This is a genomic window from Streptomyces sp. AM25, assembly GCF_058146165.1.
In genome coordinates this window covers 26168-45995 of the sequence record NZ_JBKIWN010000035.1, presented here as the reverse complement: position 1 = coordinate 45995, position 19828 = coordinate 26168, and the positions used below count along the sequence as shown (strand labels likewise).

Below are 19828 nucleotides of genomic sequence, written 5' to 3'. Positions count from 1 at the left end.
GCTGGTCCAGCGAGCCCGCGTTCACGCCGATACGGATCGGGGTGCCCGCCTCCGAGGCCGCCTTGGCGATCTCCTTGACCTTGTCGTCGAACTGCTTGATGTTGCCCGGGTTCACCCGCACCGCCGCACAGCCCGCGTCGATCGCGGCGAACACGTACTTGGGCTGGAAGTGGATGTCCGCGATCACCGGGATCTGCGACTTCGCCGCGATCACCTTCAGCGCGTCCGCGTCGTCCTGCGTCGGACACGCCACCCGCACGATCTGGCAGCCCGACGCCGTCAGCTCCGCGATCTGCTGCAACGTCGCACCGATGTCGGACGTCCGCGTCGTCGTCATCGACTGGACCGACACCGGAGCGTCACCGCCGACGGCCACGGACCCGACCTGGATCTTGCGGCTGACACGGCGGTCGGCCAGCTTGGTCGGTACGGACGGCATTCCCAGCGAAATCGCAGTCATCTGGTGAGCAACCCCAAGGTCTGATTCAAGGTCCCGAGATCGGCGTGCTCCGGCCTCGGCCTTCGAGATTACGGCACGCGATCCGCCCGGGGCACATCCGCTGCCCGGACGGCGGCCCTCCGGGCGGACCGTCGTGCGGGGCCGGCGTCAGGTGAGCCGGACCGGATTCACCACATCCGCGATCAGCACGAGCAGGGTGAAGCAGACGAAGATCCCGGCGACCACGTACGCGACCGGCATCAGCCGGGCGACGTCGAACGGGCCCGGGTCGGGGCGGCGGAAGACCTTGGCCAGGCCGCGGCGCAGGGACTCCCACAGCGCTCCCGCGATGTGCCCGCCGTCCAGCGGCAGCAGGGGCAGCATGTTGAACAGGAACAGCGAGAGGTTGAAGCCCGCGACCAGGAACAGCATGGTCGCGATCTGCTGCGACGGCGGGATGTCCAGGTTGAAGACCTCGCCGCCGACGCGTGCGGCGCCGACCACGCCCATCGGGGAGTCGGGCTTGCGCTCGGCGCCGTCGAAGGCCGCGTTCCACAGGTCGGGGATCTTGCCGGGCAGGGCCACCAGGGACTCCACGCCGGACTGGACCATGTCGCCCATCCGGTTGACCGACTGTCCGAAGGACTGCTGGACGACGCCGCTGGCGGGCGTGAAGCCGAGGAAGCCCGCCGTGACGTACTGGCCCTGGACGGGGGCGCCCTTGCCGTCGTACTTCTGGACCTGGTTGGAGATCAGGTCCGCACTGAGGGTCCTGCGCTGCCCGTCCCGCTCGACGGTGATCGTGGCGGGGCCGGTGGTCTTGCGGATGTCCTTCTGGAGCGTGGCCCAGTCGTCGATCCTGTGCCCGTTGAAGGCCACGATCTTGTCGCGCGGCTGCAGGCCGGCGGCCTTGGCCGGGGAGTCCTTGGCCCCGGCCGGGCACTTGTCGGTCTTGGCACTGGCCGAGACGACGCAGTCGGAGACGGTGGAGACCGTGGTGGTCTGGGTGTTGACGCCGAACGACATCATCACGCCGAGGAAGATCACGACGGCCAGGACCAGGTTCATGAACGGCCCGGCGAACATCACGATCACGCGCTTCCAGGGCTTGCGCGTGTAGAACAGCCGCGACTCGTCGCCGGGCTGCAGCTCCTCGAAGGCCGCCGAGCGGGCGTCCTCGATCATGCCGCGCCACGGGGAGGTGGAGCGGGCGCTGATCTTGCCGTCCTCCCCGGGCGGGAACATGCCGATCATGCGGATGTAGCCGCCGAGCGGCACGGCCTTCACGCCGTACTCGGTCTCGCCCTTCTTCCGCGAGAAGATCGTCGGCCCGAAGCCCACCATGTACTGCGGCACCCGGATGCCGAACATCTTCGCGGTGGAGAGGTGGCCCAGCTCGTGCCAGGCGATGGAGAAGAGCAGGCCCACCACGAAGACGACTATGCCGAGGACCGTCATCAGTGCCGTCATGCAGGAGCCTCCGAGCTCGCCGTCGCCGTACGTGCCGCGGGGGCCGTACGTGCTGCCAGTTCCCGGGCCCGGGCGCGGGCCCAGGCCTCCGCCTGCAGGACGTCCGGGACCGTCAGGCGGGTTCCCGCGGCCGGAGTGCCGTGTTCCGCCACCACTTCCGCGACCGTGTCCACGATCCCATTGAACGGCAGGTGTCCGCTGAGGAACGCATCCACGCACTCCTCGTTGGCGGCGTTGAACACGGCGGGCGCGGTGCCGCCGAGCGCACCGACGTGCCGGGCCAGGCCCACGGAGGGGAAGGCCTCGGTGTCGAGCGGGAAGAACTCCCACGTGGAGGCCTTCGACCAGTCGAAGGCGGGGGCCGCGTCGGGCACCCGCTCGGGCCAGCCGAGGCCGATGGCGATGGGTCCGCGCATGTCCGGCGGGGTCGCCTGGGCCAGGGTGGAACCGTCCGTGAATTCCACCATCGAGTGGACATAGGACTGCGGGTGGACGACAACCTCGATCCGCTCGAAGGGGATGTCGTAGAGCAGGTGGGCCTCGATGACCTCCAGGCCCTTGTTGACCAGCGTGGCCGAGTTGACCGTGATCACCGGGCCCATGGACCAGGTGGGGTGGGCCAGCGCGTCCTTGGGGGTGACCGCGGCCAGCTCCGCCTTCGTCCGGCCGCGGAAGGGGCCGCCGGAGGCCGTGACGACGAGCTTGCGCACCTCGGCGCGGGTGCCGCCGAGCAGGGCCTGGAAGAGGGCGGCGTGCTCGGAGTCCACCGGGATGATCTGCCCCGGCTTGGCGACGGCCTTGACCAGCGGGCCGCCGACGATCAGCGACTCCTTGTTGGCCAGCGCCAGGGTGCGGCCCGCCTCCAGGGCGGCCAGGGTGGGGGCGAGGCCGATGGAGCCGGTGATGCCGTTGAGGACGGTGTGGCACTCACTGCGGGCCAGCTCGGTGGCCGCGTCGGGCCCGGCCAGGATCTCCGGCAGCGGCTCGCTCCCGTACCGCGCGGCCAGCGCCTCGCGCAGCTCGCCCGCCCTGCCGGCCTGCGCGACCGCGACCGTGCGCACGCGCAGGCGGTGCGCCTGCTCGGCGAGCAGCTCCACCCGGCCGCCGGCCGCGGACAGGGCGGTGACCGTGAAGCGCTCGGGGTTGCGCAGGACCAGATCGATGGCCTGAGTGCCGATCGAGCCCGTCGAACCGAGGATCACGATCTCGCGCGGGCCGCCGGCGGCATCGGCGGGGGCGGAATAGCGCAGGTGCGGGTCAGCGAGGGAGTCCGTCATCCCTCCATTGTTGCCGCACCACCGGGAGCGTCCGACAGCGCATCCCGGTGATGCGGCGATCACCGGTGCGGAGGGCGGGGTTCAGCGGATGGGCCGGTGGACGTTCTCCGCCTTGGAAGGGCCGGGGGTGGCGTCGGCGATCCACGGGCCCTCGCCGCTGGGGTCGACGATGCCTCCCTCGAGCCACTCGTACGAGCCCGCCAGCACCCCGGAGACGACCTTCCGGTCCAGCTCGTCCGTGTTGACCCACAGGCGGTGGAAGAGCTCCTCCACGCGGACCCGGGCCTGTTGGCAGAAGGCGTCGGCCAGCTGATACGCCTCGGGCCCGTGCTCCCCGCGGGAGCGCAGGTGCTCGGCGCGCACGCAGGCCGCGCTCATGGCGAACAGCTCGGCGCCGATGTCGACGACGCGGCCGAGGAAGCCCTGCTTGGTCTCCATCCGGCCCTGCCAGCGCGACATCCCGTAGAACGTGGAGCGGGCGAGCTTGCGCGCGGAGCGCTCGACGTAGCGCAGGTGGCCGGAGAGGTCGCGGTGGCCCGCAGGGTGGAACTCGGCGTAGGTGCGCGGCAGCTGGCCCGGCCCCGCGACCAGCTTGGGCAGCCAGCGCGCGTAGAAGCCGCCGGCCTTGGCGCCCGCCTTCGCCTTGTCGCCGAGGGACTTGTCGGGGTCGATGAGGTCGCCGGCGACCGAGAGGTGGGTGTCGACGGCCTCGCGGGCGATGAGCAGGTGCATGATCTCGGTCGAGCCCTCGAAGATGCGGTTGATGCGTGCGTCGCGCAGCATCTGCTCGGCGGGGACGGCGCGCTCGCCCCGGGCCGCCAGGGAGTCGGCGGTCTCGTAGCCGCGGCCGCCGCGGATCTGGACCAGTTCGTCCGTCATCAGCCAGGACATCTCGCTGGCGTAGAGCTTGGCGAGGGCGGCCTCGATGCGGATGTCGTTGCGGTCCTCGTCGGCCATCTGGCCCGACAGTTCGAGGACGGCCTCCAGGGCGAAGGTGGTCGCGGCGATGAAGGAGATCTTCGCGCCGACGGCTTCGTGCTTGGCGATGGACTTGCCCCACTGCTCGCGGGCCAGGGACCACTCGCGGGCGATCTTCAGCGCCCACTTGCCGCCGGAGACGCACATCGCGGGGATGGACAGGCGGCCGGTGTTGAGCGTGGTCAGCGCGATCTTCAGGCCGGCGCCCTCGGGGCCGATGCGGTGCGCGGCGGGGACCCGGACCTGGTGGAAGCGGGTGACGCCGTTCTCGATGCCGCGCAGGCCCATGAAGGCGTTGCGCCGCTCGACGGTGACGCCCTCGGCGGCCGCCTCGACGACGAAGGCGGTGATGCCGCCCTTGTGGCCCTCGCTCTTCGGGACCCTGGCCATGACGACGAGCAGATCGGCGACGACGCCGTTGGTGGTCCACAGCTTGACGCCGTCGAGGACGTAGTCGTCGCCGTCGGGCACGGCCGCGGTGGCCAGCCGGGCCGGGTCGGAGCCGACGTCCGGCTCGGTGAGCAGGAAGGCCGAGATGTCGGTGCGCGCGCAGCGGGGCAGGAAGGCGTCCTTCTGCTCCTGGGTGCCGAAGAGCTTGAGCGGCTGGGGCACGCCGATGGACTGGTGCGCGGAGAGCAGGGCGCCGACGACGGGGCTGGCCGAGCCCACGAGGGCGAGGGCCTTGTTGTAGTAGACCTGCGTGAGGCCGAGGCCGCCGTACTTGGTGTCGATCTTCATGCCGAAGGCGCCGAGCTCCTTCAGCCCGGCGACCGTCTCGTCGGGGATCTGCGCCTCGCGCTCGATGAGGGCGCCGTCGATGCGGGTCTCGCAGAAGTCGCGCAGCTTGGCCAGGAACTCCTCGCCGCGGCGCACGTCGTCGGGCAGGGGCGTGGGATGCGGGTGGATGAGGTCGAGCCGGAACCGGCCGAGGAAGAGCTCCTTGGCGAAGCTGGGCTTCTTCCAGTCCTGCTCCCGGGCCGCCTCGGCGACCTGGCGCGCCTCTCGCTCGGATACCGGTCGTACGGATGGTGCGGTCATCTGGCACCTCACCGCTGAGTCGGTTGTCCCGGTCGACTACCGACCGGTGCTACTCGTCCGTATGTACCTACCCGATCCGCACCCCCTCTACCAGCCCCCGCGCAAGGTTCCGGTCCACGGACGGTTCAGCCGGGAGAGCCGGGGACGACGAGGCCGCTCTCGTAGGCGGCGACGACGACCTGGGCGCGGCTGCACAGACCCAGTTTGGCCATGGCCCGGTTGAGGTGGGTCTTGACGGTGGCCTCGCTGATGACGAGCTCGTCGGCGATGCTGGCGTTGGACAGGCCGCGTCCGGTGAGCCGCAGGACCTCCCGTTCCCGCCCGGTGAGCGCCTCCAGGGCGCCGGCGGCCGGCTGCGGTCCGGTCCCGGGCGGCCGGCTGCGGGTGAAGGCCTCGATCAGGCGGCGGGTGACGGTCGGGGCGAAGAGGGTGTCACCGCCCGCGACGGCCGTGACGGCGGCGAGCAGCCGCTGCGGGCCGGCGTCCTTGAGGAGGAATCCGGCGGCTCCGGCCCGCAGGGCGGCGTAGACGTACTCGTCGAGGTCGAAGGTGGTCAGGACGAGCACCCGTGGTGCGGGGTCGGGGGCGTCACCCAGGATGCGTTCGGTGGCGGCGATGCCGCTCATGCCGGGCATGCGGATGTCCATCAGGACGACGTCGGGCCGGTGTGCGGCGGCGAGGGCGACGGCCTCCTCGCCGTCGGCGGCCTCGCCGACGACCTCCATGCCAGGGGCAGCGCGCAGCAGGGCGGCGACGCCCGCGCGGATGAGGACCTGGTCGTCCACGACGAGGACGCGTATGCCCTCCTGTTTGCCGGTCATGCCAACTCCCGTGCGGCCGGGGGGAGTCAGAGCGGGAGCGTGAGCAGCACCTCGAACCCGCCCTCGTCGCGCGGCCCGGCGGCCAGGGTCCCCCGGTAGATCCTGGCGCGCTCGCGCATGCCGATCAAGCCGTGTCCGGTGGAGGGTCCCGGGATGGCCGGAACCGTTCCCCTGCCGTCGTCGGTGATGCGGACGGTCAGCCGGTGCGCGCCGTAGTCGACGCGGACGGCGGCGCGGGCGGGGCGGGCGTGCTTGATGACGTTGGTGAGGGCCTCCTGGACGACGCGGTGGGCGCACAGGTCGGGTCCGGGCGCCAGGGGCCGCCGCTCCCCCGTGACCTCGACCGTCACCTCCACGCCGGCGGCCCGCACCCGCTCGGCGGTCTCCTCCAGGCGGTCGAGCCCCGGGGTCGGCTGGTACGCGGCCTCGCCCGCGGTCTCCCCGACGCCCTCGGGGCCGACGCGCAGGACGGACAGCAGCCGGCGGAGCTCTTCGAGGGCCTCGCCACTGGTGGCCGAAATCGTGCCCAGGGCGGCGCGGGCGGTGTCGGCGTCGCTGGTGAAGACGTAGTGGGCGAGCCCGGCCTGAACGGATATCACGGACATGTGGTGGGCGACGACGTCGTGGAGCTCGCGGGCGATGCGGACGCGTTCCTCGGCGACGGCGCGCCGGGCGTTCTCGGCCTGCTCGCGGCGCAGTTGCGCGGTGACGGCCGACAACTGGACGTTGCGCTCGGCCAGTTGCCGGGCCGCGTGACCGAACCACCAGAAGACCAGGGGGACCAGGACGCTCTGCGCGGCGACGGTCCGCATGTCGCTGTGATCGGGGTTGGAGAGGCCTGCCAGCATCCAGACCGCGAAGAGCACCACGGCGCACGCGGCGGCGACCCGTGGCGGGCGGGACGCGGCGACCGTGTAGAAGGCGAGCATGGCGCCCGCGGACTCGACCACCGGCCAGTAGCCGAGGGCGATGTGGAGCAGCCACAGGGCGTGCAGGGCGGCGAAGACGGCCACCGGCGCGCGCCTGCGGAACACGAGTGTCGCGTAGAGCGCGACGGTGAGCGCGTAACCGCCCGGGTCCAGGTGACGCCAGCCCTCGGGGGGCGGCTCGTGCCCCAACAGCAGGGCGACGACTGCGAGTCCGGCCGCCAGCGGCACGTCGAGCGCCGCGACACGTTTCCGCATCACCGGAGCGTAACGGCGTTGCGGACGACCGGACATCGGTCATACGGAGGCAGTGCCGCCTACTGCGGGGGTTGCAGGACTACCGCACAGGTTGACGGAACCCCGCGCCCCCAAGGGGGCGCGGGGCAGTTCTGATATGCGGCTTCGCCGCGTGGGCGCGAGCAACCAAAGCCGACCCGCAGCCGAAGAACTCAGAGATCGAGCCCCGTGAGCACGAGCACCCGCTCGTACGTGTAGTCGTCCATCGCGTACCGCACGCCCTCGCGCCCGACACCCGACTGCTTGGCGCCGCCGTACGGCATCTGGTCGGCCCGGTACGACGGCACGTCGCCGATGATGACGCCGCCGGTCTCCAGCGCGCGGTGCGCGCGGAAGGCGGTCTGCAGGTCGTGCGTGAACACGCCCGCCTGCAGGCCGTACGGGGAGTCGTTGACGGCGGCGAAGGCGGCCTTCTCGCCGTCGACGCGGCTGAGCGTGAGGACCGGCCCGAAGACCTCCTCGCACGCGATGGTGACCCCGGCGGGGACGTCCGCGAGCACGGTCGGGGCGTAGGTGGCGCCGTCCCGCTTGCCGCCCGTGAGCAGCTTCGCGCCCGCCTCGACCGCCTCGTCGACCCAGGCCTCGACGCGCTTGGCCGCGTCCTCGCTGACGAGCGGGCCGACGTCGGTGGCGTCGTCCGACGGGTCGCCGGTGACCTGGGCCTCGACGGCGGCCACGACCTTGGGCACCAGGCGCTCGTAGAGCGAGGCGTCGGCGATGACGCGCTGCACCGAGATGCAGGACTGGCCGCCCTGGTAGTTGGAGAAGGTGGCGATGCGCTGGGCCGCCCGGTCGAGGTCCTGCTCGGAGGACCAGTCGGCCAGGACGACGGCCGCGCCGTTGCCGCCGAGCTCCAGGGTGACGTGCTTGCGCGGGGCGGAGTCGAGGATCGACCAGCCGACGGGGCCGGAGCCGGTGAAGGAGATGACCGGCAGGCGCTCGTCCTGGACGAGCGCGGGCATCCGGTCGTTGGGGACCGGGAGCACGCTCCAGGAGCCGGCGGGCAGGTCCGTCTCGGCCAGGATCTCGCCCAGGACGAGCGAGGAGAGCGGGGTGGCCGGGGCCGGCTTGAGGATGATCGGGGCGCCGACGGCGATGGCCGGGGCGACCTTGTGCGCGCTCAGGTTGAGCGGGAAGTTGAACGGCGCGATGCCGAGGACGGTGCCGCGGGGGAAGCGGCGGGTCAGGGCGAGGCGGCCGGTGCCGCCCGCGTCGGTGTCCAGGCGCTGGGCGTCGCCCGCGTTGAAGCGGCGGGCCTCCTCGGCGGCCCAGCGGAAGACGGAGACGGCGCGGCCGACCTCGCCGCGGGCCCACTTGACGGGCTTGCCGTTCTCGGCGGAGATCAGCAGGGCGATCTCCTCGGCGCGCTCGGTCAGCCGCCGGGCGACGTGGTCGAGGGCCGCGGTGCGTATGTGCGCGGGCGTCGCCGCGAACTCGTCCCGCACGGCGTGCGCGGCGGCGACGGCCTCCTCGACCTGCGCCTCGGTGGGCACGCTCACGGTGCCGACGAGACGGCCGTCCCAGGAGTTCGTGACCTCGAAGGACTCCTCGCCGGTGGCCTCGCGGCCGGCCAGCCAGAATCCGCGCGGGGCAGCGTCAGTCACAGTCCCGGCCCCTTCCCAAGTGGTGGTGTGCGATGTGGTTCCCCCACGGTAGGGGGCCTGCGGGCCGGGCCCGTTTGTCCGCGGTGGAGCGGTGGGGCGGCACGGGGTGCCGCACTGGAAGGTTCGGGGTCCCCGGGTACCGGCCGCCGGGTGGCGGCGGGCCCACGGGGCGGGGCGGACGGGGTACGGACGGTTCGGCACCGCCGGACTCCGCCGTCGTGGTTGCTCACCGTTGCGGCGGGAGCAAGGGGGCGGGCGCCCCCTCGACCCCCACCGGGGTGCGGTCAGGCCTCCCCCGCACCGGATGGCGACCCCGTCGCCTTGAGGGCCAGCCACAGCTCCATCCGCACGTCGGGGTCGTCCAACGACCGGCCGAGGATCTCCTCGACCCTCCGCATGCGGTAGCGCAGCGTATGCCGGTGCACCCCCAGATCCGCGGCAGCGGCGTCCCACTGGCCGTGGCGGGAGAGCCACGCGTGGAGCGAGCGGACCAGGTCGCCGCGCCCGGTCTCGTCGTGCTGCCGCAGGGCCCGCAGCATGCCGTCCGCGAAGGCCCGTACCGCGTCGTCGGCGAGCAGCGGCAGAACGGAGCCGGCGGCGACGTCCTCGTGCTCCACCAGGGCGCGGCCCCGACGCCGGGCCACGGACAGGGCCTGTTCGGCCTGCCGGTGCGCGGCCGCGGCCCCCGCCGGTCCCGCCGGTGCGGAGAGCCCCACCGCGACGCCGGGGATCCCTGCGCACACGGCCACCGCCGCACCCTCGTCGGGCGCGAGGACCACGAGCCGCCCGCCCTCGGGGACGGCGAGTACCGCCTCGGCCCCCCGGCTCGCCGCGGTGTCCACCGCATCCGCCAGCGCCCCGAGCGGATCGGCCGGCGCAACGACGCCCGAGCCCTCCGCAGGAGCCGCGGCCTCGGCGACGAGCACCCGGAAGGGCGCGTCCAGCAGGGTTCCGTACAGTTCCCCCGCGACGGCGCGCGCATGGTCCGGCTCCCCTGCGAGCAGCATGCGCAGCACGGCCGCGCCGAGCCGCTGTTCGGCGTCCTGAAGCGCGCGGGAGCGCTCGGTGGTGAGGGTGAGGAGTGCGATCGCGGACTGCACCGCGTAGCGCTCGGCCGTGCCCAGGGGTGCGCCGGTGCCGACGGCCAGCACGCCCCGGGCGCGCCGCCCGGAGCCGAGGGACTGCAGCTCGACGCGGTCGCCGCCCTCCTCGTCGGCCCCTTCGGTCACGGAGCCGACGACCGCCGTGGCGGGCGCGGGCTTCTCCTTCAGGCGCCCGACGTCCACGCCGAGCCGGGCCGCCCGGCGTGCCGCCCAGTCGGGCGCGGCGGCCACGACGGCGCCGGAGGCGTCGTACAGCGCGGCCCATCCGTCGAGGTGAGCGGCGAGCCGGGCCAGGAGGGCGGCGGGCCCCTCGGGGCCCAGTGCGGCGCGGGTCAGTTCGCGCTGGGCCTCGAAGCCCGCGGTCACCGCCCGGTACTGGTCGGCGGCGATGGCCGCGGAGACGGCCTTGGTGATGGCGATGAACGGGGTGCGGCGGGGCACCTCCAGCAGCGGCAGCCCCTCGGCCTCCGCCGCCTCGACGAGCGCCCCGGGCACCTGCTCGTAGTTGACGCCGACCGCGAAGCCCAGGCCCACGACCCCGGCCCGGGCCAGGCGGTGGACGTAGCCGCGGGCCGCCGCCGGGTCCTCGGCGTCGATCTGCAGGGCGGTGGTCAGCAGCAGTTCGCCGCCGTCCATCCACGGCACGGGGTCGGGCAGCTCGCTCACGTGCGCCCAGCGGACGGGCGTGTCCAGCCGGTCCCGCCCGGCGAGGACGCCGAGCTTGAGCGCGGAGTGGTGGACGAGCGAGGCGAGCGTGGGGGGCATGGCACCTTCGGTGGAGCAACCTGAAAGAACACTGCCGTCCCGTATGAACGGCTGTCACCGATTCTGCCTCAGTGGAGCAATGGGCGACATGTCACCAAGGAGTCACCCCTCCAGGTCCACCAGCACCGGAGGCGCGCTCTCGCCGCGCACGGACGTCACGGACAGCACCGCGTGCCCGGCGGGCACCCCGTGCGCCAGCTCGGACGCGGACCAGCGCTCCCGCTCCACCTTGCGGACGGTCACCGACTGCGCGGTGACGGCCCGGCCGGTGACGATGCGCCGCACGACGTGCGTGGCCCGGGTGAACGGCTCGTGGGCGATGATCTGCCGGTCGGTGACGTCGCGGGCCTCGACCCACTCCTTGCCCCACACCTCGGCGAAGCGCGCACCGTCCCAGGTGGTCACGCCGGAGAAGGCCATCCGGCAGCCGACCGCGCCGAGCAGGGCGCTGCGCAGCGTCTCGGGCACGTCGTCGAGTGTGCGCAGGGTGAGCACGGCGCCCGCGTGGGCGGAGCGCAGCCGCTGCAGCCCGCGGACGGACTCGGGGGTGACGGTGCGGGTGGCGTCGTCGAGGACGAGGCAGGCGAACAGCGAGCGGTCGGCGCGCCCGGCGGCGCACTCGGTGAACTGGGCGAGGACGAGCCGGGCGAGCATCCGGGAGGCCTCGGCGTGCCCGCGTTCGGGGAGGTCGATCCGTACGCGCAGCGGGTGTTCGAGGGCGCGCAGCGAGAAGGTGCGGGCGGGGTCGGAGGTGCCGAAGAAGCCGGCGAAGGCGGGCCGGTCGAGGAGGGCGAGCCGGTCGGCGAGCAGGGATCCGGCGTCGCCGGGGCGCTGTGCCTGCCGTTCGCGCGCGTCGAGTTCGCGGGCGAGCGCGTCGTGCCCGCCCGTCTTGAGCGCGGCGCGCAGCGTGTCGAGGGCCGCGGCGGAGCCGTCGAGCAGTTCGCGCAGTTCGGGGACGGACGGGAAGCGGCCGTGGACGGCCCGGAAGGGGCCGAGGAGCTGGGCCAGGGCGGTGGCGGCGCGCCGGCCGTCCTCGCCGGGGGTGCCGGGGGCGAGGTCGCCGACGAGGCCCTCGGCGAGGACGCCGGCCGCCTCGTCGGGGTCGTCGGTGCCGCCGTACAGGTCGAGGTCGTAGGCGGAGTCGGGGCGTCCGATCTTCACGACGACGTCGAAGGCCTCGTCCGGGGCGAGCGGTGCGCCCGCCGCGCCGACGGCGACGACCGCGGCCCGCCCGGCGAGGGACTGCAGGCACAGGGACTCCAGGACGGGCCGCACCAGGCGGGCGGTCTTGCCGCAGCCGGGCGGGCCGACGGCGAGCAGGGACGTGCCGAGCAGGGCGGGGTCGAGGGCGCAGCCCGCGCCGCGGTGCTCGTAGGGGTTGCGCGGGTCCACGGCAGCGGCGCCCAGCCGTACCTGACGGGTGATCAGGTCGTGCGGGGCGGCGCGTACGGGCAGGTCGCGCGCGCCCGACGGGTGGGCGCAGGCCGCGGCACCGTGCCGCAGCACGGTGTCGGTGAAGGAGGCGAGGCGGCCGGGCCGGCTGCGGACGGACTGCCAGGCGCGCTCGATGCGGGCGTGGTCGACGTCGCTCATCAGCCCGGCCTGCGCGTCCGCCGCCAGCCGGTCGGCGGCGTCGTGCGCCCCGGCGGCGCGCAGCAGCGGCCACTCGGCGGGGTCCTCCTGCGGCGCGGGGGCGACCGGCGGCGGGTTGCCGGAGTCGTCCCACAGCCGGCGCAGGGCGGGCACGGCCCAGCGGCGCCAGACCTGGGGCCAGCGGCCGAGGCGGCCGAAGACGACGACGAGCACGAGCAGGCAGAGGCCGTAGTAGATGTAGACGGTCCAGACGGCGACCATGCCGTGGTGCCAGGAGTCGGGCGTCAGCGCGTACAGCGGCCACACCCAGTAGCTGCCGAGGTAGCCGTTCCACAGCAGGGACCACAGCAGCCAGCCGCAGAGCAGCGAGATCAGCGCGCCGCTGAACAGCTGCCGGCCGGGGATGCGGTCGGGCTCCTCCGGCGGTTTGGGCCGGTGCCCGTAGCGCCAGATGCCGGGTTCGGCGGCCGGGCGCGGGGTGCGCAGCCAGGTGAGGAACGGCGGCGGCACGACGGGGCCGGCGGGCGCCTCGGGCAGGGCGGCGGGGCGCGGTGGCACCGGTGGTGCGGCGGGCGGCTCGGGGGGGCGCGGCACCCGGTCGTGCCGGGTGCCGGGTGCGTCGTGCGTGCCCTCGGTGTCCATCACTGCCCCTCGCCCCCCGCCGGCCCTCTCGCGCCCGCGTGTGTCCGACGTCTCCGACCGGCTCAACCTACCGGCGTTTTCCCCGCCGTGCCGGTCCGCCATATCCGGTACGGACAACGCGACGCGCGTACTTCTCCCGAACGGAACATGCCCGGCTGCGGCCGCCGCCCCTAGCCTGCGGGGGAAAGCCCGTCCATCCACCCCTCGGGAGCCCCTCATGACCGACAAGACCGGAGGCGCGGCCCTCCCCCAGGAGCGCCGCCTCGTGACCGCGATCCCCGGCCCGAAGTCGCTGGAGCTCCAGGCCCGCCGCACCGCCGTGGTGGCCGGCGGCGTGGGCTCGACGCTGCCGGTGTTCACCGTCCGCGCGGGCGGTGGCGTCCTGGAGGACGTGGACGGCAACTCCCTGATCGACTTCGGCTCCGGCATCGCCGTGACCTCGGTCGGCGCCAGCGCGGAGGCCGTGGTGCGCCGCGCGTCCGCACAGCTCGCCGACTTCACCCACACCTGTTTCATGGTGACCCCGTACGAGGGTTACGTGGAGGTCTGCGAGCAGCTCGCCGAGCTGACGCCGGGCGACCACGCCAAGAAGTCGGCGCTGTTCAACTCCGGTGCGGAGGCCGTCGAGAACGCGGTCAAGATCGCCCGTGCGTACACCAAGCGCCAGGCGGTCGTCGTCTTCGACCACGGCTACCACGGCCGGACGAACCTGACGATGGCGCTCACCGCCAAGAACATGCCGTACAAGCACGGCTTCGGCCCGTTCGCGCCCGAGGTCTACCGCGCCCCGCTGGCCTACGGCTACCGCTGGCCGACCGGCCCGGAGAACTGCGGTCCCGAGGCGGCCGCCGCGGCCATCGACATGATCACCAAGCAGGTGGGCGCGGACAACGTCGCCGCGATCATCATCGAGCCGGTGCTCGGCGAGGGCGGCTTCATCGAGCCGGCCAAGGGCTTCCTCCCGGCGATCGCGCAGTTCGCCAAGGACAACGGCATCGTCTTCGTCGCGGACGAGATCCAGTCCGGCTTCTGCCGCACCGGCCAGTGGTTCGCCTGCGAGGACGAGGGCATCGTCCCCGACCTGATCACCACCGCCAAGGGCATCGCGGGCGGTCTGCCGCTGGCGGCCGTCACGGGCCGCGCGGAGATCATGGACGCGGCGCACGCGGGCGGCCTCGGCGGCACCTACGGCGGCAACCCGGTGGCGTGCGCGGCGGCGCTCGGCTCGATCGAGACCATGCGCGAGCTGGACCTCAACGCCAAGGCCAAGCGCATCGAGGAGATCATGAAGGGCCGCCTGGCGGCCATGCAGGAGAAGCACGCCGGCATCGGAGACATCCGCGGCCGCGGCGCCATGATCGCCATCGAGCTGGTGAAGCCCGGCACGAAGGAGCCCGACGCCGCGGCGGCCGGTGCGCTGGCGAAGGCCTGCCACGCGGAGGGCCTGATCGTGCTCACCTGCGGCACCTACGGCAACGTGCTGCGCTTCCTGCCCCCGCTGGTCATCGGCGAGGACCTGCTGAACGAGGGCCTGGACATCATCGAGGCGGCGTTCGCGCGTCTGTGAGCCCCATGTGCGCCCCTTGTGAGTGAGTGAAGAACCTGTGCGGGGCGGGTGGTGGACGGGTGATCCGGCTTCTCCGCCCCCTCTTGCCTGCCGTACGGTTTCTTCAGATGAACGCAACACCCGGCCCGCAGGAGACTGCGGGCGACGCCGAGCCGGTGCCTCCCCAGCGCCGGTCGGTCCGTGCCATCGCGCACACCACCGGGGCCGCAGGCCCCGGGCATCCTCACCGATCGAACGGCCGCTCGTTCCACACCCCCCGGGGCGCGCGGTCCGACGGCCGGAACGGCGACTCCGGAACCATCCCCCCGGTTCCGGGGTCGCCGTCTTCTCGCGTTTTCCCCCTCGCCTGCGTGCTGGTCCTCGCGCTGACGGCCTGGCAGGTCGCCGCGCACGGCCCGCTGCGCACGCTCGACGAGCGCCTGGGCCGGGCCGTCGCCGGCTCCGCCTTTCCGCGGCCCCTCGCCGGCTTCCTCGCCGACCTGGGCAACGCGACGGTGGCGGTGCCGGTCCTCGTCGCTGCCGTGCTCGTGTGGTTCCTGCGCTTCCGGCGCTCCGCGGCCCGGCCGTGGCTGCCGCCGCTCGCCGCCGCACTGGCGATGGCGGCGGTGCCGGCACTGGTCGTCCCGCTCAAGACCTGGATCGCGCGCCCCGGCCCGCCGCCCATGGCCGGCGTCCACGAGGGCTTCTTCCCGTCGGGCCACGCGGCCACGGCGGCGGTGGCGTACGGGGCCGCCGTGCTGCTGCTGTTCCGGGGCTCCCGGTGGGCCGCCGCCGGGTACGCGCTGCTGAACGCCGCCGTCGGCGCGGGCCTGGTCCGCTGCGGCTACCACTGGCCGCTGGACGTGGCGGGGGCGTGGTGCGTGGCGGGGATGGTGCTGTGGGGGCTGGCCCTCAGCTGTCGAAACCGAGCCCCACTTTGTCCATCGCGCGCAGCCACAGGTTCCGCCGGCCGCCGTTGTGGTCGGCGCGCGTCATCGCCCACTGGGTGATGCCGATGCCCATCGACCGCACCGGCTCCGGCGGGAACGGCAGCGGCTTGCTGCGCACCATCTCCAGGCCGGTCCGCTCGGTGCGTTCGCCGGCCAGCAGGTCGAGCATCACCTCCGCGCCGAAGCGCGTCGCGCCGACGCCCAGTCCCGTGTAGCCGAGCGCATAGGCGACCCGGCCGCCGTGCGCGGTGCCGAAGAACGCCGAGAAGCGCGAGCACGTGTCGATCGCTCCGCCCCACGTGTGCGTGAAGCGCACACCGTCCAGCTGCGGGAAGCAGTGGAAGAAGTTCTCGGCCAGGCGCTGGTACGTGGCCGGGTGGTGGTCGTACTCGGCGCGCACGCCGCCGCCGTAGCGGTAGACGATGTCGTAACCGCCCCACAGGATGCGGCCGTCCGCGGTGATGCGGAAGTAGTGGAAGTGGTTGGCGCTGTCGCTCAGGCCCTGGCGGCGCTTCCAGCCCACGGAGGCGAGCTGCTCCGCCGTGAGCGGCTCGGTCATCAGGGCGTAGTCGTAGACCGGTGCGATGTACGGGCGCAGGCGCTTCACCAGGCTGGGAAAGGCGTTGGTCGCGAGGGCGGCGTACCGGGCGAAGACGCGGCCGTAGGGCGTGCCCACGGCCACCCCGGCGCCGCGCGAGGAGAACCGGGTGCCGGGCGTGTGCTCGTAGATCCGCACTCCGGCGCGGAGGCACGCGCGCTTGAGGCCCCAGGCGAGCCGGGCGGGGTGCAGCATGGCCACGCCGGTGCGGTTCCAGAGGCCGCCGAGGAAGGTCGGGGAGTCCACTTCGGCGCGCAGGGCGTCGCGGTCGAGGAATTCGTGGCCGGTCACGCCGAGCGAGGCGGCCTCCTCGGCGGCCTCCTGGAGCTCCAGGACCTGGTGCGGGGCGGTGGCGACGTCTATCTCGCCGGTGCGTTCGAAGTCGCAGTCGATGCCGTGCCGGACGAGGTCGGCTTCGAGGGCGTCGAGGTTGTGATGGCCGAGCTGTTCAAGTTTGACGAGCTCGTCGGGCCAGCGGGCTGCGCCGTTGGCCCAGCCGTGGGTGAGGGAGGCGGAGCAGAAGCCGCCGTTGCGGCCGGAGGCGGCCCAGGCGGTCTCCTGGGCCTCGATGAGGACGACGTCCCGGCCGGGGGCGCGCTCCTTCGCGAGGAGCGCGGTCCACAGTCCGGAGTAGCCGCCGCCGACGACGAGCAGGTCGCAGTGTTCGTCGCCGACGAGCGCGGGGAGTGCGTCCGGCCGGGAGGGGTCGTCGAGCCAGTAGGGCCGCAGTGCGGCATCGGAAAGTGCTTTGGCAGCGGGGGGCCGGGGGTTTCCCCCGGAAGAATGCAGCATGGCACTGGAGGCCATGGTTCTCAGCTCCTTTTTCGGCGTCTCCCGACCAGTTGTCCGGCGAGGACGCACAGCACGGCGATGGCGAACATCGCCGTTCCGATGACATTGATTTGAACGGGGGTGCCCCGTTGTGCGGCTCCCCAGACGTACATGGGGAAGGTCACACTCGAGCCGGCGTTGAAGTTGGTGATGATGAAGTCGTCGAAGGACAGGGCGAAGGAGAGCAGCGCGCCCGCGGCGATGCCGGGGGCGGCGATGGGCAGGGTGACCCGCAGGAAGGTCTGCAGCGGGGAGGCGTAGAGATCCTGCGCGGCCTGCTCCAGGCGCGGGTCCATGCTCATCACGCGGGCCTTGACGGCCGTCACCACGAAGCTGAGGCAGAAGGTGATGTGGGCGATGAGGACGGTCCAGAAGCCGAAGCTGATGCCCATGTTGAGGAAGAGGGTGGCCAGCGAGGCGGCCATGACGACCTCGGGCATGGCCATCGGCAGGAAGATCAGGGTGCTGACGCCCGAGCGGGCGCGGAACCGGTAGCGGGCCAGCGCGAAGGCGATGGCCGTGCCCAGGACGGTCGCGCCGAACGTGGCCCAGACGGCGATGCGCAGGCTGAGCGAGAGCGAGCCGCACAGGTCGGCGACGCCGCAGGGGTGCGTCCAGGCGTCCGTGGAAAAGCGCTGCCACTGGTAGTTGAAGCGGCCGTTGGGCTTGTTGAAGGAGAAGACCGTCACGACGACGTTGGGCAGCAGCAGATAGCCGAGCGTGCCCAGGCCCGCGATCACCACGAGGTGGCGGCGCAGCCAGCGTGCGGGGGTGGCCAGAGGAGCCATCAGACCAGTTCCTCCGTCCCGGACTTGCGGATGTGGAGCGTGACCAGGGCGAGGATCGCGGCCATGAGGATGAAGGACAGGGCAGCTGCGGTCGGGTAGTCCAGGACGCGCAGGAACTGGGACTGGATGACGTTGCCGATCATCTTCTGGTCGGTGGAGCCGAGCAGTTCGGCGTTGATGTAGTCGCCCGCGGCGGGGATGAACGTCAGCAGCGTGCCGGCGACGACGCCCGGCATGGACAGCGGGAAGGTCACCTTGCGGAAGGTGGTCAACGGCCGGGCGTAGAGGTCGCCGGCGGCCTCGTGGAGCCGACTGTCGATGCGTTCCAGCGAGGTGTAGAGCGGCAGGATCATGAACGGCAGGAAGTTGTAGGTCAGTCCGCAGACGACGGCGAGCGGGGTGGCCAGCACCCGGTGGCCCTCGGTGAGGCCGAGCGCGTCGGTCAGGCCGAGGACGTGCAGCGAGTCGAGTGTGGAGACGACCATGCCGCCGTCGGACAGGATCGTCTTCCAGGCGAGGGTGCGGATCAGGAAGCTGGTGAAGAACGGTGCGATGACCAAGATCATCAGCAGGTTGCGCCAGCGGCCCGCGCGGAAGGCGATGAGGTACGCCAGCGGGTAACCGAGCAGCAGGCACAGCGCGGTGGCGGCGGTCGCGTAGCCGACCGAGCGCAGGAACTGCGGGTAGTACTCGCTCAATGCGTCGGCGTAGGTGCCGAAGTGCCAGGTGAGCTTGAAGCCCTCTTCGAGCGATCCGGTCTGCAGGGAGGTGGAGGCCTGGTAGACGAGCGGGGCGGCGAAGAAGACGAGCAGCCAGAGGATGCCGGGGACCAGCAGCCAGTAGGGGACGAGCTTCTTGCGGCGGGCGGTGCCGGCACTGGACGCCGTCTGCTCGCCGGCGGTGGTCGTGAGGGTCATCCTGCGCCCTCCGCTTCCACGTCGGTGCCGGCCTCGATGTTCTGGGCGGCGTCCAGGCCGAAGCTGTGGCCGGGGTTCCAGTGCAGGACGACCTCGGCGCCGGGGACCAGGCGGGAGTCGCGCTCGATGTTCTGCTCGTAGACCGACAGGCCGGAGGCGGCGGGGCTGTCGACGAGGTACTGGGTGGCGACGCCGGTGAAGCTCGACTCGGTGATCCGGCCGGTGATCCGGTTGCGGCCGTCGGGGATGCTGCCCGCGTCGTCGGCGTGGGTGAGCGTGATCTTTTCCGGCCGTATGCCGACCAGGAGCTTCTCGCCCGTGCGGGCGCCGGCTGTACATCGTGTCGCCGGAAGGGCGAGTTTGGTATGGGAGGCCCGCAGAAGGATGTCGTCGCCGGACGTGTCGAGGACGTCGGCGGTGATGAGGTTGGACGTGCCGAGGAAGTTGGCGACGAAGGTGGTGCGCGGGGTCTCGTAGAGGTCCGCGGGGGCGCCGAGCTGCTCGATCCGGCCGGCGTTCATGACCGCCACCGTGTCGGCCATGGTCATGGCCTCCTCCTGGTCGTGGGTGACGTGGATGAACGTGATGCCGACCTCGTGCTGGATGCGCTTGAGCTCCAGCTGCATCTGGCGGCGCAGCTTGAGGTCCAGGGCGCCGAGGGGCTCGTCGAGCAGCAGCACCTGCGGGTGGTTGATCAGGGCGCGGGCGACGGCGACGCGCTGCTGCTGTCCGCCGGAGAGCTGCTGCGGCTTGCGGCGGGCCAGATCGCCGAGCTGGACGAGCTCGAGCATCTCGTCCACCTGTTTCTTCACCGACTTGACGCCCCGGCGGCGCAGGCCGAAGGCGACGTTCTCGTAGATGTCCAGGTGCGGGAAGAGCGCGTAGCTCTGGAAGACGGTGTTGACAGGCCGCTTGTAGGCGGGCAGACCGGTGACGTTCCTGCCGGCCAGCTCCACGGTGCCGGTGCTGGGCTCCTCCAGGCCGGCGATCATGCGGAGCGTGGTGGTCTTGCCGCAGCCGGAGGCACCGAGGAGCGCGAAGAACGAGCCCGCGGGGACGGAGAGGTCCAGGGGGTGCACGGCGGTGAAGGAGCCGTAGGCCTTGCTGATGCCGGTGAGGCGGACATCGGTGCCGCTGGTGCCGGCCGGTGCGGTGGTCGTCATGGGGCTGGGTCCAGGGGGTTCGCGGGGACGGAGAACACGTAACAGTGACATACGCCTGGGTGCACTTTTGTACGGGCGTGCC

General features: G+C 72.7%; 15 protein-coding genes. 2 read left to right on the top strand and 13 right to left on the bottom strand.

Translation table 11 applies throughout. The features are described 5' to 3' along the window. From ACLHRZ_RS32260 to ACLHRZ_RS32220, 9 genes are all read right to left on the bottom strand, one after another. Positions 1–460, bottom strand: a 460-nt coding sequence (locus tag ACLHRZ_RS32260) for a flavodoxin-dependent (E)-4-hydroxy-3-methylbut-2-enyl-diphosphate synthase (protein WP_490422140.1), incomplete at its 3' end; no start/stop codon positions are given. A gap of 147 nt (positions 461–607) precedes the next feature. After that, complete coding sequence (locus ACLHRZ_RS32255; protein WP_490422139.1) at positions 608–1909, bottom strand: M50 family metallopeptidase; 1302 nt, start codon at positions 1907–1909, stop codon at positions 608–610. Next, positions 1906–3186 carry a 1-deoxy-D-xylulose-5-phosphate reductoisomerase gene (gene dxr, locus ACLHRZ_RS32250; protein WP_490422138.1) on the bottom strand — a complete coding sequence of 427 codons (1281 nt, stop codon included), beginning with the start codon at positions 3184–3186 and terminating at the stop codon, positions 1906–1908. The genes ACLHRZ_RS32255 and dxr overlap by 4 nt, the downstream gene beginning before the upstream one ends. A gap of 81 nt (positions 3187–3267) precedes the next feature. Further along, positions 3268–5202: an acyl-CoA dehydrogenase family protein gene (locus ACLHRZ_RS32245; RefSeq protein WP_490422137.1), complete on the bottom strand. Its 1935-nt coding sequence runs from the start codon at positions 5200–5202 to the stop codon at positions 3268–3270. A gap of 125 nt (positions 5203–5327) precedes the next feature. After that, the gene (locus ACLHRZ_RS32240; RefSeq protein ID WP_490422136.1) at positions 5328–6023 is read right to left on the bottom strand and encodes a response regulator; all 696 of its coding nucleotides are present in this window, start codon (positions 6021–6023) and stop codon (positions 5328–5330) included. A gap of 26 nt (positions 6024–6049) precedes the next feature. After that, entirely contained in the window at positions 6050–7207 is a 1158-nt protein-coding gene (locus ACLHRZ_RS32235) for a sensor histidine kinase (protein WP_490422135.1), read from the bottom strand. Between the two features lie 191 nt (positions 7208–7398). Then, the gene (locus tag ACLHRZ_RS32230) at positions 7399–8850 is read right to left on the bottom strand and encodes an aldehyde dehydrogenase family protein (RefSeq protein ID WP_490422134.1); all 1452 of its coding nucleotides are present in this window, start codon (positions 8848–8850) and stop codon (positions 7399–7401) included. Between the two features lie 284 nt (positions 8851–9134). Continuing rightward, positions 9135–10718: a PucR family transcriptional regulator gene (locus ACLHRZ_RS32225; RefSeq protein ID WP_490422133.1), complete on the bottom strand. Its 1584-nt coding sequence runs from the start codon at positions 10716–10718 to the stop codon at positions 9135–9137. 102 nt (positions 10719–10820) lie between these two features. Then, the gene (locus tag ACLHRZ_RS32220; protein ID WP_490422132.1) at positions 10821–12953 is read right to left on the bottom strand and encodes an ATP-binding protein; all 2133 of its coding nucleotides are present in this window, start codon (positions 12951–12953) and stop codon (positions 10821–10823) included. Positions 12954–13170: 217 nt separating this feature from the next. Here ACLHRZ_RS32220 and gabT point away from each other — a divergent pair, with 217 nt between their 5' ends. After that, a complete protein-coding gene (gene gabT / locus ACLHRZ_RS32215; RefSeq protein WP_490422131.1) occupies positions 13171–14520 on the top strand; it encodes a 4-aminobutyrate--2-oxoglutarate transaminase in 1350 nt (449 codons plus the stop codon). A 107-nt stretch (positions 14521–14627) separates the two neighbouring features. Continuing rightward, on the top strand, positions 14628–15509 hold the full coding sequence (locus ACLHRZ_RS32210; RefSeq protein WP_490422130.1) for a phosphatase PAP2 family protein: 882 nt from the start codon (positions 14628–14630) through the stop codon (positions 15507–15509). Here ACLHRZ_RS32210 and ACLHRZ_RS32205 read toward each other — a convergent pair. Genes ACLHRZ_RS32205 through ACLHRZ_RS32190 form a run of 4 tightly spaced genes read right to left on the bottom strand, consistent with a single transcriptional unit; the run spans position 15412 to position 19746 of the window. Next, positions 15412–16854, bottom strand: a complete 1443-nt coding sequence (locus tag ACLHRZ_RS32205; protein ID WP_490422129.1) for an NAD(P)/FAD-dependent oxidoreductase — start codon at positions 16852–16854, stop codon at positions 15412–15414. The genes ACLHRZ_RS32210 and ACLHRZ_RS32205 overlap by 98 nt on opposite strands. Positions 16855–16859: 5 nt before the next feature. After that, a complete protein-coding gene (locus tag ACLHRZ_RS32200; RefSeq protein WP_490422128.1) occupies positions 16860–17666 on the bottom strand; it encodes an ABC transporter permease in 807 nt (268 codons plus the stop codon). Then, a complete protein-coding gene (locus tag ACLHRZ_RS32195; protein WP_490422127.1) occupies positions 17666–18583 on the bottom strand; it encodes an ABC transporter permease in 918 nt (305 codons plus the stop codon). The genes ACLHRZ_RS32200 and ACLHRZ_RS32195 overlap by 1 nt, the downstream gene beginning before the upstream one ends. Then, on the bottom strand, positions 18580–19746 hold the full coding sequence (locus tag ACLHRZ_RS32190; protein ID WP_490422126.1) for an ABC transporter ATP-binding protein: 1167 nt from the start codon (positions 19744–19746) through the stop codon (positions 18580–18582). The genes ACLHRZ_RS32195 and ACLHRZ_RS32190 overlap by 4 nt, the downstream gene beginning before the upstream one ends. Positions 19747–19828 lie beyond the last annotated feature (82 nt).